The organism is Maribacter sp. UBA3344 (assembly GCF_002362375.1).
GTDB lineage: Bacteria > Bacteroidota > Bacteroidia > Flavobacteriales > Flavobacteriaceae > Maribacter > Maribacter dokdonensis.
Map to the genome: position 1 here is coordinate 1 of NZ_DERI01000015.1, position 13526 is coordinate 13526.

The window sequence follows — 13526 nt, forward strand, 5'->3', positions numbered from 1 at the left end:
GGTCATACTATTGAATTTTGCTTTCCTGGTCATTGATGAAACTTGGAATGAAAGCCTGTACCGTTCCCTGGCGGTACTTGTGGCAGCCAGTCCTTGTGCCTTGGCTATATCTACGCCATCTGCTGTATTGAGTGGTGTGGCAAGAGCAGCACGAGGCGGGGTTTTGATAAAAGGCGGTCGCCCCTTGGAAGACTTAGGGGTACTTACCGCTCTCGCTTTTGACAAAACGGGAACACTTACCGAAGGAAAACCAAAACTTACCGATATTGAAAGTTTTGGAAATATTGGAGATAAAGAATTGTTAGAAATAGCTGTTGCCGTAGAGGAATTGAGTGATCATCCTTTGGCGAAGGCTGTAGTAAGGGATGGATCGAAAAAGCTTGGTAAAGACGTTAAGATTCCGGATGCAGATGATTTGGAAGCCGTTCAAGGAAAAGGTATAAAAGCTAACTATCAAGGAGATACTATTTACATAGGCAATTTAGAACTTTTTGAAGATATTCATAATGGTGTTCCAAGCGAAGTTTCGGAAAAGGTAAGAAGACTTGAAGGGGAAGGAAAGACCACTATGCTAATAAAAAGAGATGATGAATTTATAGGTATGCTTGGGCTAATGGACACGCCTCGAGAAAAAGCCAAGGAAACCCTTGCTCAGTTAAAGGAAATTGGTATTAAAAAAATGATAATGCTAACCGGTGATAATCAGAAAGTGGCAGATGCCGTAGCTAGGGAAATTGGGTTAACAGAAGCGCTTGGAAGTCTACTTCCAGAAGAAAAAGTAGAGGCCATCAAAAAACTTGCACAACAGGAAAATAAACTCGCAATGATTGGTGACGGCGTTAATGATGCTCCAGCAATGGCAAATAGTACTGTTGGTATTGCCATGGGTGCAGCAGGTAGTGATGTGGCTTTAGAAACGGCAGATATAGCCCTAATGGCAGATAAGTTAGAAACACTTCCATTTGCAATAGGTTTGAGTAGAAAAGCAAAGTCGGTTATTAAGCAAAATTTATGGGTTAGTTTGGGGGTGGTAGCACTGTTAATCCCTGCAACTATAATGAGTTGGGCTAGTATTGGCATTGCCGTGGCTATTCATGAGGGCTCTACGCTAATTGTAGTTATCAATGCGTTAAGGTTATTGGGCTACAAAAATAGATAATATGTTAAGCTATCAGGATACATCTAATTGTCGTCAATAACTGCATTTGTATTCTGAAATTATAAATAAAGAATATAATAGAATTATTTGTATAATTTAAAAAGAGACTTTGTTATTTGGCTATCCTGCTGTACATTCCAATATCCATATAGCTACATATGTGAAATTTTAGGAGTTTTATCAGAATGAGGTATCGTATTATATTATCTCCTTGTGTATAATCCACAATAACTTTTGAGGGTTCATACGAGTTATATTGATCATATTCAATTATATAGCAATGGACAATAAAGAAAAGCGAGAAATTGTTAGACTAATATTTATCATATTTTCTTTGAAAATTGAATCTTATTTTGCGCATTAATAGCAGTCTGGACTTTGATGGTTAGTAAAATGGCATAAACGATGTGGACTTCAATATTTATAGGTATTTACGTAGTTGTGGCATTTACTATTGTGCTGTCAATTTTACTTTACGGGGCAAAACCAACCAAAAGTTTGGCGTGGCTGCTTGCAATATTTGCTATGCCCATTGGTGGAATTTTCCTTTACCTCTTGTTGGGCAGAAACAGAAGAAGGTATAAACTAATTGAACTGGAAAAAGACCTTTTTAACAAACAACCTAAACCTAGTCATCAGCATGTGAATGAATTCAATGGTAGGTATAAAAAATTGATGGCGCTAAATTATAGGAATTCACATTTTCCGCCTACTTCGGGCAATGACCTAACTATTTTAAAAGACGGTAAAACAACCTTTGAGACTATTTTTCATGCTTTGGAATGCGCCACCAAACGAATTCATATTCAATATTACATATTTGAAGAAGGTGATTTAGCATCTAGGTTATTAGAATTGTTCGAGAAAAAAATAGCTGAAGGTGTTGTAATAAGGTTAATATATGATGGCATTGGTAGTTTCTCATTGAGTAAGAAATATCTAAAGGAATTAATTAAAATAGGGGTAGAAGTTTATTCTTTTCTACCTTTTAAGTTCGGTAGATATTTTTATTCCCTAAACTTTAGAAACCACAGAAAAATTATAGTAATCGATGGTGAAATTGCATTTACAGGAGGAATAAATATATCTGATAAATACCTTAAAGGGCAAGTTGGTTTGGGTAAGTGGCATGATATGCATTTAAAACTTATTGGTGCTGCTGCAACGCAATTAGACCAAGTATTTATGACAGATTGGTATTTGGTCAGTACACAATTGTTAGAGCCTATAGCAATAAAGCAGAACGATTCTATTGAGCCTATAACTAATGAATTGGTACAAATAGTTGCAGGCGGACCGGATGATGATTTTCCGGCATTGGAGCAAACCTATTTTACCATTATTAACATGGCAAAGAACTATATTTATATCACCAACCCCTATATCATACCAGGTCAGGCATTGATAAGAGCTTTACAGACTGCGGCTTTAAGTGGGGTAGATGTTAGGCTACTGGTATCTGAGAATGCAGACAATAAAGTAGTAAGTTGGTCTGTACATTCTTATTTTGAACTTTTTTTGAAAGCTGGTATAAAAATCTATCTATTTCCAGATGGATTTCTACATAGTAAAATAATGGTAAGTGATGATGCGGTTTCATCTGTTGGAACGGCAAATTTAGATGACCGTAGTTTTGAACAGAATTATGAGGTCAATGCTATTATGTACCACAAACATATGGCCGAACTTTTAAAAGAAGATTTTTTACAAGATTGTAGTATCAGTAATGAATTGATTTACGAAGAATACATAAAAAGAAAGTGGACCAAGAAATTACAGGAAGGGATAGGCAGGGTACTTAGTCCGTTGTTCTAATATAATAGTATTTATTCTATTTGGGAAGTAAAGACCAAATCCTGGTCTTCCATAGCTATGATAACCATTTTCACATAGTCTTTTATTGCCTTTTCAATATTATCGGGTTCTGTTATTTCAATAATGCCACGCCAAATCATGGCTCTTTCCTTTCCTTCGCAGATACAATATAAGGTAGTCTCTGCATGGTAAACAGTAAATTTTTCATAGTAGTTGTCATCGTAATAAATACCTTGATGTTCTAAGTAATCGTCATTGAACCTAGATTGGTGGTCATCCCATCTAGAAATAGATTTTACAAAGCTTTCACGATTTTCAGAGCCTGTGATTTTGGTCAATAGAATAGCATCAAAATCCTTATCTAGTAAGCTTTGTTCTACATTGTCCAATTCGGTTTCGGTTTTACGAGAATCTGTAAGTGATAAGTCGAAAATATCAATACTTCGCCATGCCTCAACCCCTCTTTCAGAAAACTCATACTGTAGTTTGGTTTCAAAGCTTTCCCTGTTATTTTTATCTTGTGCCATGCCAACTATAAGTACTTTATTGGCATTGAAAAGTACTATATCCGGATTTTTCCAATTTTCAACTAAACTGATAGATGAGCAGCCCATCAACATTAAAGAGAACAGAACCATAAACTTTTTCATGACACAGTATGTTTTATTTCTGTCGAAGATACTTTATATTCAAGGTTGTAAAAATGACCATTGTCAGTTCACTTTTGTAGTACAGAAACTTATTAGACTGTTTTATAGAAATAGGTCAATACTTTCTTCTAGTTTTGGAATATGGCAGTTCCATCGTTGGCATTTCTAAATCTTACAACAAATATTTTTGAATAAAAAACCGCCAATGAAAAGAATTCTTTGACGGTTTGGTTTTAGACATTAACCAACTAAAAATGTCTAAAATGCTTATATGATTTTCATTTTTTGGTAAATGTAAATACCAAAGAAACGTATTAGTGTAATGCTAAAATGGGTACATCGCTGTCGTAACCAATTTCTTTAATCAATGGTTTAGAAAAGACACTACCAAAAAAGAAATGTTTTCGGTTAATGAAAGACACCATATCACTTTCTCTACTTTCAACAAAAAGCTGTATACCCTTGCCCAAATTCTTCTCTTTTAAGGTATGAAATTGATGTTTAGTCTCACTTAAAATAGATGATAATAATTGTTTATTGCTTAATTGGGTTTCTGTAAGTTCTTTATTGTTTTCTAAATGCAATACGGCAATTTCGGCATTGTGCATATTAGCCAACTCTATAAGGTATTTAAACTCTGATCGTTTATAGACATCTTTAAAATCTGTTGGAAAAACAATCTCTTTAGGCGACATGAAAGAAACATGCTCAGGTATAGCTAGTACAGGGCATTCTCTAATTTTCTCCATGGCCATAACGGTATTACTGCCAAATAAGACACCTTTAGAGCCTGTAGCCCCTTTGGTCCCCATTGCGACCAAATCAATATCTTTCTCTTTTATATTTTGCTTAATGGCTTCTGACAGAAAGTTCGCTGTAGATTCTGTAAAATAATTGTGTTTAAAGTTCTCTTCATGTAAGCTAAGAGTGTTGATCAGTTTATCAAGTTTCTTTTCTGATTCCTGTTTTGCTAATAGGTATTCTGCACTTCCTTCTTCAGGTATATTTAGACTATTGGTCGTATATTTTTCAAAACTGAACACGTTTAGAAAGTAAAAGTCACAATTAAGTTTTGCATAAAGGTCTATAGTGTACCTTATGGCATTAAGTGCATTTTTTGAAAAATCCGTAGGTATTAAAATACGCTTGTTCATTATGGAATGATTTAGATGGTTCAATAAATATATGCGCTAACCATTTGATTTACTATGATATATATCAGTCCTGTACAGGTAGTATTAAAAACGGAACTGTAGCATAGATACTTAAATCCATAATGACCGGTTCATGTAAAAAACGTTCAAAAAACCTTCTACGGTGATAAGACATTGCCAGCATATTTATTTCTCTTTCAACTATAAAATCTTGAATAACATTGGCTTTGTCTGCGTAGTTCCAGATTTCATCATAACTATGTGGTATGTGGAACAAACATTTATCCAGTAATTTCTGATTGGAAATTTGTTTGGGAGACATTATTTCTTCTTCATTGATATGAAGAACCGCTACCGAGGCGTCTGTAATGGCTGCAATGTTCAATAACATAGATAGCGTGCTTTTGGTACACCCTTTTTTATAATCGGTCACAAAGGCAATTTCTTTTATAGGTTTAAATGAAATTTCTTTGGGTATTGCCAAGATTGGGCACTGTGTAATGGTATTCGCGATCTGTATGGTATTACTGCCCATAAACAGTTCCTTGGCTCCTGTTTTTCCTTTATTGCCTAAAACAATGAGGTCAATTTTGTAATCCACCAATGTTTTTGAAATTAAAGTAGACAGGCTTCCTTTGCTGGAAATGGTTTTGAATAAATGCTTGTCGTTAGCTGTGTCCAAAATAATTTTATGAACGGTTTTGGTCAGGTTTTCATTTGAGGTGGCTTCAAGCTTTTTTAAAACTTTCTGACCTGTAAATAATGCATTTTTGGCACTGACCACAATGTCATCATATGCATTGATCAGGTAGAAAGTACATTGGTTTTCGGCGAAAATCTGTGTTGCATAAAAAAGGGCATTATACGCTTCATTGGAGAAATCCGTTGCAACAAGTATATTTTTAATTTTCATAGCTTTTATTGTGGAATTACCAAGAATGGAACGGTTACATGAAAGCCTATTTTCTTAATGACAGGCTCAATGAACAAACGCTCAAAAAAGGTGTGTTTGTTCTGTATCATTACCAATAAATTTATTTTTTGTTTGATCTGAAATTCATTGATGGCAGCAATAACTTCATTACTGGGTACTTCATGAAAAAAGCCACTTTCGGATAACACCTTGGCAAGTTGTTCTTTATTTTTTTCTTGTATCGGATTTAATTCATCGCCTGTGTAAACATGCATTACATTTACCTGAGAGATATGAGAATGGGTAATTTTCAGTAGTTGTTCCAAACTTTTCTTGTCTAGCCATACCTCAAAATCATTGGGAAACAGTATCTGTTCTGGAGCTTCATATTCAAAGCTAGAAGGGATGACCAAAACTGGGCATTTTGCATTTTTAATGACATGTACGGTATTGGTGCCCAATAATATTTCCTTAGCTCCAGAAGCACCTTGCGTACCCATGACAATGATATCTATTTTTTCTGCCTCTACGGTTCTAGTGATTTCGCTAGAAAGTACATTTAGAGCAGAATGGGTGATAAAAGTGTGAAGGGGGTTATTAAATTCCTTTTCTAGTGTATTTTTTAGTGCTTCAAGATTATCCTGCGAGTTTTGTTGCACAATATCTCCAAGACCAATTTGTGCCGGACTCCCCATTAAATATTCAGTATGATATACCGGCGGCATGTAACTGTTCAATAGAAAAAATGTGCATTTAAGATCTTTGTATAGTGTTAGGGCATACCGTATAGCGGTCAATGCGTTTTCAGAAAAATCTGTAGGTAGTAAAATACGTGTCATAATACTATAATTTAATAGAATAAAGTTACCTTCATTAGGTAGATTATAGTATGATATTCGTCAGTATTGAAAAGTATTTAATTGGTTATTATATAGTATAAAAGTGGTGTGTAATGAGAAAGCTTTTTAAAAAGACCATAGCCTCGGAAAATCCCACATTGGTGTACTTTTTTGCATCTTGGTGTGTACCCTGTAAACTTATGAGGCCAACAGTGGAGAAAATAGTAGAAGAAGGGGCAACAGCGATCAATAGTCTTGAAATAGACGTAGAGCTAGAAAAGGCAATTGTAAAAAAATATAAAATTAAGGGTGTACCTACCTTGGTGTTGTTCAAGAACGGTTTACCCATGTGGAGGCATACAGGTGTTATGCCCATTGAGGATATTAGATTAGCAATAAATGAACATCGTTAAAGTACTTTTGCTATAAAACCTTCTTTGTTACTCATGTATAACCAGAAATGGTACTTTGGTATGGTAGCTAATTTTTTCAACTGTTGGCCTAAATAGAATTCGTTCTAGAAAATTAAGATTTTTTGCCACCATGATTACCATATCAAGATTTCTGCTCTCGGTAAAACATTGTACTGATTCGTCTATGCTTTTTCCTGTGATATTATGATAGGTACAAACATTATCCTTAAAATAATCTAATATGAAATTTTTGACTTTAGTTTGATTTTGGCTCAACGCTTCATTTGCGCCAGAAATATAAAGTAAGCGTAAGGCAGATCTTTTTAAAAGAATTATATCTTTTATCGTTTCCAAGACTTTGATATTGTAAGCGATATTTAAATCTGAAGGAAAACCAATTTCCTGAATATTTTCATAACATGCATTTTCAGGTACAGCCATTACATTACAGGGAACTTTGGTAATAACATTACCGGTGTTACTACCTATGGATACTGATTTAAGTCCTGTGGCACCTTTTGTGCCCATAATTATTAAATCGATTTTTTTATTGATCACCAAAGTCTTTAGTTCATTAATGAGAAAACCATATATCGCCTGAACTTTAAAATTATGTTTTGCATTTAATGGAAGTTTTTCAATTCTCTTTAATAGGTGCTGTAATTTTTCTTTAGGCTCTGCAAGTATGGTTTCTTCTAAAATATCTGGTGAAACATATAATGCAGCTTCTCCACTAGAATTGGTATTTGTAGCGTTGATGTGCACAAGATGAAAGGTACATTGCGTTTTTTTGAAGAATGTAATTCCGTATAAAAGAGCGTTCCAGGCATTATCGGAGAAATCGGTAGGGATTAATATGTTTTTCATGGTGACCGTTTAATTTTGACTAATTATTATTGGGGCAAAAACAAAACCGGAATTTTAGAATGAAACGCAATTTTGTTGACAACCGGTTCTCCTATAACTTTCTCCCAAAATGTATGTTGATGTCTAATTAAGCTAAGAATTGCCGCAGTATTGTTACCTACATATTCATCAATACTAGTAGATATGTTTATGATGAACGGTATGTTACTGAATTTATATTTTTGACCGTTGAGTCTTTCTCTAAGCACATCTTTATGTAATTCTTGATTGTCGTTTAAATTAAACTCCAAAGCAACATGTACAATTTCAATAGAAGCTTTCCATATTTTAGAAAGTTCTAGAATAGGCTCTAATACACTTTTCTTATAAGCTGAACTATAATCCGTAGCAAAGATTACTTGGGTCAAGTTTTGAAAATTATGTCCGGTAGGTACTGTTAGAATAGGAATGTTCTTGATATGCTTTAAGACTTTTACGGTGTTGCTTCCCAAGAAAACCTCTTTGGCACCGGTAGCACCTTGTGTACCCATTATTAAGAAATCTATATCATTCTTATGGATAACGTTCTCAACCGCGGTTTCTAAGTTTCCCGGTTTTGACAAGGTCGTAAATTGATGCTTTGGGTTTTTATGGTTTGTTTTTAAATAGGATAGTACTTCTTCTAATTCTTGAGCCGAGTATTTTGAAAGAGAATCATATATTGCTCCAAGTCGTTGCTGACTTTTAGCACCCATAAGATTTAAAGGGGTAGGCTCATAAGCATGAAGTGAATAGAAGTGGCATTCGACTTCTGCATATATTTTCAATGCGGTAAAAATGGCGTTCCATGCATTATCAGAGAAATCCGTAGTTATCAATATATTTTTCATGGCTATAGAAGATTAGTTATCGAGAAAGGTTTTGCATGACCAAAAACGGAATGGTTGGTGAAAGACCAATTTCATCAATAGTAGATTTATACAGCATATCTTCCAGAAAGGAGTGTCTTGAATTTACCATGACCAAAAGGTCCATTTTATGATCGGTAATATAAGTTGAGATGGCTTTGGCTCTATTTTCTACACCTTTGGTCACAAATGATAACCTGGCGTGAGGTAATGATTCTTCCAAGAATTTTTTATTGTCCAACTGCCTATGGCTTAAATCAACAAAATCAGAAATATATAAACTATGAACTTCTGCCTTAAACTCTCCCGCTAAAATATCCAGTAGCTTCAATTCTCTTCGTTTGTACGGTATCATGTAATTACTGGGGAAAAGTATTTTTTTAGGTTGAGTATAGTCATATTGGTCAGGGACTGCCAAAACAGGGCATTTTACATATTTAAAAACTTGTACGGTATTGCTGCCAAAGGTTATTTTAGAGCTGGCGGTTTTACCTTTGGTACCCATTATGATAAGATCAATATTTTTTAGATCGGCAAAGTTGTTCAAGGCATCTACCAAAGATTCAAAAGCGGGTACTGCTTCATATTTATGTAAAGGGTTATGCGTTTTAGTTTGGGTTTCGGTAACAAGTTTGTTCAGTTTATTTTCAGAATCATCAGCAATAATCTTCTTCTGTTTCTCAAATGTTTCTGCATCTACCTTATGATAAGGTCCGTAAACTTCATCGGCATACGCATGTAAAAAGTAAAAATTTGCGCGTTCGCATTTAAACACATTCAATGCATACGAGATGGCGTGTTCGGCATTGTTAGAGAAGTCAGTGGGTATGAGAATATTTTTCATGGCTTACCTTTTATTGATGATTTAAAAGTAAAGGAGTGCATAAAAAAATCCTATGATAAATATCATGAGCCAAATATGATATATAAGTAATTTAAAAGAAAAAAACTAGCACTTGTTGATGACTGATATTCGTCATATTATATTATTGTTCAACAAATTACCTTTATAGAAGAATGGTAATTCAATAACCATAAAATATGTAAAGATGAGCAGATTAAAAGATAAAGTAGCGGTAATAACAGGAGGTACGGGTGGTATTGGTATGGCATCGGCAAAATTATTCTTGGCACAAGGTGCGAAAGTAGTTTTGGTAGATAATAATGAAGAAGCCATAATTGAAGCACGTACTAAACTCCATAATAAAAATGTGTCTTACTTTAAAGCGGATGTTTCTAAGAAAGAAGATACTATTCAGTATTTGAACCATGCTTTGGAGACCTTTGGTAAAATTGATGTTTTCTTTGCAAATGCTGGCATAGAAGGCATTTCAAGGCCTATTGTAGAATATCCGGAAGATGTGTTTGATAAGGTAGTTGCGGTAAACCTAAAAGGTGTTTGGCTAGGGTGTCAATACATAATTCCTAAAATGGAAAAGGGTGGTAGTGTTATCATTACATCATCTGTTGCAGGTTTAAAAGGATTTGCGGGTTTGGGCGCATATGTAGCTGTAAAGCATGCCGTAGTAGGTATAATGCGCGTTGCGGCTGCGGAAAATGCATCTAAAACTATAAGGGTAAATACTATTCATCCAGGTCCTGTAGATAATGAAATGATGCGAAGAATAGAAAGTGATATGTCTCCTGATAGCCCAAATGCTGTTAAAGATGGTTTTACGGCTACAGTACCTTTTGGTCGTTATGCCACCTCAATAGAAGTAGCTGAACTGGCTCTGTTTTTAGCATCGGATGAGAGTAAATATATAACAGGTTGCACACATCTTATTGATGGAGGTATGATATATGCCTAAATTTTAGTTAATCTTAATTTTTGTAAAACTTGATAGTATAAATAACCACATTTAAACTGTCAAGTTTTATTTTTGAAAGCAGTACCTTAGAATTAAAATATAGCAATAATGACCATTCATAATTTAGGAGACCAAAATTCTGTTCTCAATCAGTTTATTTCGGAAATACGCGATGTACAGATTCAAAAAGATCCCATGCGATTTCGTAGAAATATAGAGCGTATAGGGGAGGTGCTAGGTTATGAGTTCAGTAAAGAGTTGCTTTACAGTTCTAAAGATATAGAAACTCCGCTTGGTAATAAATCTATGTATTTAAGTCAAGATCAAGTTGTTATATGTTCTATTTTAAGAGCAGGTTTACCATTGCACCAAGGGCTTTTAAATTATTTTGATGCGGCTGAAAATGCGTTTATATCTGCTTACCGTAAACATGAAAATAATGAAGATGATTTTGAAGTCGTGGTAGACTATTTTGCGGCACCGTCTCTGGAAGGTAAGGTATTGGTGTTAACAGACCCTATGTTAGCTACCGGTAGAACTTTGGAAAATGTGTTAAAAGGTCTAAAGGACCATGGCACACCCAAACAGATTCATATTGTTTCTGTTATTGGCTCGCAACAGGGTATTGAATTTGTACAAAGCGTTTTCCCGGCACAAACGCATTTATGGATTGCGGCAGTAGATCCGGAATTGAATGCTCGTGGTTATATCATACCTGGTATTGGTGACGCCGGTGATTTGGCTTACGGACCTAAAATAGAGGTATAACCTATATTGGCGTTCGTGTTAAATTTAACACCTACTTCTTAACTTTCCGGTCAGTTCATTAATATTAATACGAAATACGATCGGCGCTTCTTCGGCATCAATTTTTGCAGAAAACTCACTTATATATTTTGGGTGTTCACCGTAAAGGGTTGCAATTACTTTTTTAACACCATCCGAAAATTCATGTAGCATATGTTTGGCATCAATTCTAGAGAGCTCCTCAAAGGTACCCTGAACTAAAACGGACTTCCAATTGGCTATGGAAGCTATTTCATCAACTCCCAAGCAAACCGCGGTATTCTTTCGCATTTCTTGAATTTTGTGTCCCTCACTAGAATAGCTGGTAATGGAATGCGTGTCAGGATCGTAGTAAAATGTAATAGGCACAATGAATGGGTGACCTCCTGATAGGTATGAAAGCCTGCCAATATAGTTTTGCCCTAATAACGCCTTACATTCTTCTTGATTCATATTTCTTCTCATGACCAATTGCTGTTTGTTGATTTGTTAAAAGTATACATCATTGATTTAGTGGCACATGATATTGGTCAGCTAGGTAGTTGAAAAAACTTATTTTCAAAAGATTAGCATCCTAGTGATACATCAGTATAAACAATTTTGTAAAGAGAATTGCGTTGAGTGTTAACCTAAACTATATACATTAAAAACCGACCGATGTTCAAATCATTTATTTTTTCATTCATAATAATATTTTTTTGTTTTTATCCAGTTCAAGCTCAAAATGAAAAACAAGTTAGTATAGAAGACAACTTTACTATTGAAGATTTCGGTTTTACAGAGAAAGGTCACTTTTATACATTAGAACTTGCAAAAAAAATGGATTATAAATCTAGGTATAGAGTATGGGGTGCCAATTTGGAATTGCTAAGCACGATTACAAATGAAGATGATATAAAAAGATATGAATTTGAATATCCTTCCGATAATGGTAAGTCTTTTATATATAAAGATAGATTTGATTTGGCAATAGGAAGCAGTGAGCCAATTACATTTGATGATGGAGAATTTGAGAGTATTGACCTTTATCATCAATTTTTAACTGACACAAAATTTATAGGTATTGGTAAAAAAATTGAAGGAAAAGAATTAAAGTTTTCATGGAATAATATAATAGAGAATAAGGATATTTTATCATTGTCCTATTTCATGTTTGCTAAAGATTTAAAATCTGGTACTATTAAGGTATATCCTATTGTAGCACCCAAAGAATGTGAATTAAAAGACAATAATACCCAAGTTCTTTATTATAATGAAGATTCAGTTGTCATGTCTTTTATAAAAGAAACTAGTAGAACGGAACGATCATATATTGTTGCAACGTATAGTATCACGGGAAGAAAATTAAAAGAAGTAGAATTGAATTTTTCTGTTGATAATCCTGAAAGTGAAAAATTCGCTATTGTAAACTTAGAGAACGGAGGCTTTGATCAAACGACCACATCAGATAATTCTGGTTTTGGAAATTCTTTAGGTAAAACTGATGTTGACACTCATACTTTTGCAAATGACAAAAGTCAAGGTGATATAAGATATGATGCTGTTGAAAAATCTTATTATGTATATGCCGGAATCAAACCTAAAAAAGGTGATTCAGGTATCTTAATTCAAAAATATGATAAAGAAGGGGAACTAGTTTGGCGTAAAAATCATATTTTTTCTGAAACAAGCTTTCATTATATAAACAGTTATAATCGATTCCTCACATTTGATGTATATCAACCGTTTATTGGAGTTTCTGTATACTCCACCAAAGGAAAAAATTATTGCGATTTTTATGTGCTTGACAAGAATTCTGGAGAACTTAAAGCTTCCAAGAAATACAAGAATTATAACTTCTTTAGAAAATCTAAAAAATTCAACGGACTTTCTGCAGAGTACAAGATAAACTCAGACGGAATAAAAAATCTTGGTATCGATAGAAGTATAATCTATACCTCTTTATACGATGCTAAATTTGAAAACTATATTCAATCTTTAAATGCAAAAGGACGTTTTTTAATTATTGGAGAATATACAGATCAAGGACTAAACTTGGTAGTAAGTCCTGAATCTGGAGACGAAATTACGTTTAAGAATTTCTCATTAAATTAAGTTTTACATATCTATTTAGCCCTGTAAATAGATAATATAAGTATCACTAACGAATTCTAGATAATACCCAACGAATACTAAAAGCCACCCTTTTTAGCGATTGTTCACTGTTAGATTTGACTTCAAATAATAATCTAA

General features: G+C 34.2%; 14 protein-coding genes. 6 read left to right on the forward strand and 8 right to left on the reverse strand.

Annotation, left to right across the window (positions count from 1 at the left end):
- Together B2Z27_RS10670 and cls are read left to right on the forward strand one after the other, a co-directional pair.
- The coding region (locus B2Z27_RS10670) for a heavy metal translocating P-type ATPase (RefSeq protein ID WP_286813644.1) at window positions 1-1159 on the forward strand (1159 nt) is incomplete at its 5' end.
- 405 nt (window positions 1160-1564) lie between these two features.
- Window positions 1565-2974: a cardiolipin synthase gene (gene cls / locus B2Z27_RS10675; protein WP_286813645.1), complete on the forward strand. Its 1410-nt coding sequence runs from the start codon at window positions 1565-1567 to the stop codon at window positions 2972-2974.
- An 11-nt stretch (window positions 2975-2985) separates the two neighbouring features.
- Here the strand turns inward: cls and B2Z27_RS10680 are convergent, their stop codons facing one another.
- The 4 genes from B2Z27_RS10680 to B2Z27_RS10695 form a co-directional block, all read right to left on the reverse strand.
- Window positions 2986-3624 carry a hypothetical protein gene (locus B2Z27_RS10680; RefSeq protein ID WP_286813646.1) on the reverse strand — a complete coding sequence of 213 codons (639 nt, stop codon included), beginning with the start codon at window positions 3622-3624 and terminating at the stop codon, window positions 2986-2988.
- Between the two features lie 314 nt (window positions 3625-3938).
- The gene (locus B2Z27_RS10685) at window positions 3939-4778 is read right to left on the reverse strand and encodes a universal stress protein (protein WP_286813647.1); all 840 of its coding nucleotides are present in this window, start codon (window positions 4776-4778) and stop codon (window positions 3939-3941) included.
- A gap of 64 nt (window positions 4779-4842) precedes the next feature.
- Window positions 4843-5691, reverse strand: a complete 849-nt coding sequence (locus B2Z27_RS10690; RefSeq protein ID WP_286813648.1) for a universal stress protein — start codon at window positions 5689-5691, stop codon at window positions 4843-4845.
- A 5-nt stretch (window positions 5692-5696) separates the two neighbouring features.
- Complete coding sequence (locus tag B2Z27_RS10695) at window positions 5697-6530, reverse strand: universal stress protein (RefSeq protein ID WP_286813649.1); 834 nt, start codon at window positions 6528-6530, stop codon at window positions 5697-5699.
- Between the two features lie 113 nt (window positions 6531-6643).
- Here B2Z27_RS10695 and B2Z27_RS10700 point away from each other — a divergent pair, with 113 nt between their 5' ends.
- Window positions 6644-6943: a thioredoxin family protein gene (locus B2Z27_RS10700; protein WP_091603035.1), complete on the forward strand. Its 300-nt coding sequence runs from the start codon at window positions 6644-6646 to the stop codon at window positions 6941-6943.
- Between the two features lie 27 nt (window positions 6944-6970).
- Here B2Z27_RS10700 and B2Z27_RS10705 read toward each other — a convergent pair whose 3' ends face one another.
- Genes B2Z27_RS10705 through B2Z27_RS10715 form a run of 3 tightly spaced genes read right to left on the reverse strand, consistent with a single transcriptional unit; the run spans window position 6971 to window position 9541 of the window.
- Window positions 6971-7810, reverse strand: a complete 840-nt coding sequence (locus tag B2Z27_RS10705) for a universal stress protein (RefSeq protein ID WP_286813650.1) — start codon at window positions 7808-7810, stop codon at window positions 6971-6973.
- A 26-nt stretch (window positions 7811-7836) separates the two neighbouring features.
- Window positions 7837-8679 (reverse strand): universal stress protein, encoded by an 843-nt coding sequence (locus B2Z27_RS10710; protein WP_286813651.1) that lies wholly within the window; start codon window positions 8677-8679, stop codon window positions 7837-7839.
- 16 nt (window positions 8680-8695) lie between these two features.
- Complete coding sequence (locus tag B2Z27_RS10715; protein WP_286813652.1) at window positions 8696-9541, reverse strand: universal stress protein; 846 nt, start codon at window positions 9539-9541, stop codon at window positions 8696-8698.
- A 205-nt stretch (window positions 9542-9746) separates the two neighbouring features.
- Here B2Z27_RS10715 and B2Z27_RS10720 point away from each other — a divergent pair, with 205 nt between their 5' ends.
- Both B2Z27_RS10720 and upp read left to right on the forward strand, forming a co-directional pair.
- Window positions 9747-10508 carry an SDR family NAD(P)-dependent oxidoreductase gene (locus B2Z27_RS10720; protein WP_286813653.1) on the forward strand — a complete coding sequence of 254 codons (762 nt, stop codon included), beginning with the start codon at window positions 9747-9749 and terminating at the stop codon, window positions 10506-10508.
- Window positions 10509-10616: 108 nt separating this feature from the next.
- The gene (gene upp / locus B2Z27_RS10725; protein WP_286813654.1) at window positions 10617-11276 is read left to right on the forward strand and encodes a uracil phosphoribosyltransferase; all 660 of its coding nucleotides are present in this window, start codon (window positions 10617-10619) and stop codon (window positions 11274-11276) included.
- A 24-nt stretch (window positions 11277-11300) separates the two neighbouring features.
- On the opposite strand, the gene B2Z27_RS10730 is transcribed toward upp, so the two are convergent.
- Window positions 11301-11759: a pyridoxamine 5'-phosphate oxidase family protein gene (locus B2Z27_RS10730; RefSeq protein ID WP_286813655.1), complete on the reverse strand. Its 459-nt coding sequence runs from the start codon at window positions 11757-11759 to the stop codon at window positions 11301-11303.
- Between the two features lie 192 nt (window positions 11760-11951).
- On the opposite strand from B2Z27_RS10730, the gene B2Z27_RS10735 reads away from it, so the two are divergent.
- A complete protein-coding gene (locus tag B2Z27_RS10735; protein WP_286813656.1) occupies window positions 11952-13388 on the forward strand; it encodes a hypothetical protein in 1437 nt (478 codons plus the stop codon).
- The last annotated feature ends 138 nt before the right edge of the window (window positions 13389-13526 follow it).

Excerpts from the sequence above, each read along its gene's own strand:
- cls (WP_286813645.1), top strand. The coding sequence starts at position 1,565 with ATGTGGACTTCAATATTTATAGGTATTTACGTAGTTGTGGCATTTACT.
- B2Z27_RS10730 (WP_286813655.1), bottom strand. The coding sequence starts at position 11,759 with ATGAGAAGAAATATGAATCAAGAAGAATGTAAGGCGTTATTAGGGCAA.
- B2Z27_RS10690 (WP_286813648.1), bottom strand. The coding sequence starts at position 5,691 with ATGAAAATTAAAAATATACTTGTTGCAACGGATTTCTCCAATGAAGCG.
- upp (WP_286813654.1), top strand. The coding sequence starts at position 10,617 with ATGACCATTCATAATTTAGGAGACCAAAATTCTGTTCTCAATCAGTTT.
- B2Z27_RS10705 (WP_286813650.1), bottom strand. The coding sequence starts at position 7,810 with ATGAAAAACATATTAATCCCTACCGATTTCTCCGATAATGCCTGGAAC.
- B2Z27_RS10735 (WP_286813656.1), top strand. The coding sequence starts at position 11,952 with ATGTTCAAATCATTTATTTTTTCATTCATAATAATATTTTTTTGTTTT.
- B2Z27_RS10720 (WP_286813653.1), top strand. The coding sequence starts at position 9,747 with ATGAGCAGATTAAAAGATAAAGTAGCGGTAATAACAGGAGGTACGGGT.
- B2Z27_RS10710 (WP_286813651.1), bottom strand. The coding sequence starts at position 8,679 with ATGAAAAATATATTGATAACTACGGATTTCTCTGATAATGCATGGAAC.
- B2Z27_RS10715 (WP_286813652.1), bottom strand. The coding sequence starts at position 9,541 with ATGAAAAATATTCTCATACCCACTGACTTCTCTAACAATGCCGAACAC.
- B2Z27_RS10695 (WP_286813649.1), bottom strand. The coding sequence starts at position 6,530 with ATGACACGTATTTTACTACCTACAGATTTTTCTGAAAACGCATTGACC.
- B2Z27_RS10680 (WP_286813646.1), bottom strand. The coding sequence starts at position 3,624 with ATGAAAAAGTTTATGGTTCTGTTCTCTTTAATGTTGATGGGCTGCTCA.
- B2Z27_RS10685 (WP_286813647.1), bottom strand. The coding sequence starts at position 4,778 with ATGAACAAGCGTATTTTAATACCTACGGATTTTTCAAAAAATGCACTT.
- B2Z27_RS10700 (WP_091603035.1), top strand. The coding sequence starts at position 6,644 with ATGAGAAAGCTTTTTAAAAAGACCATAGCCTCGGAAAATCCCACATTG.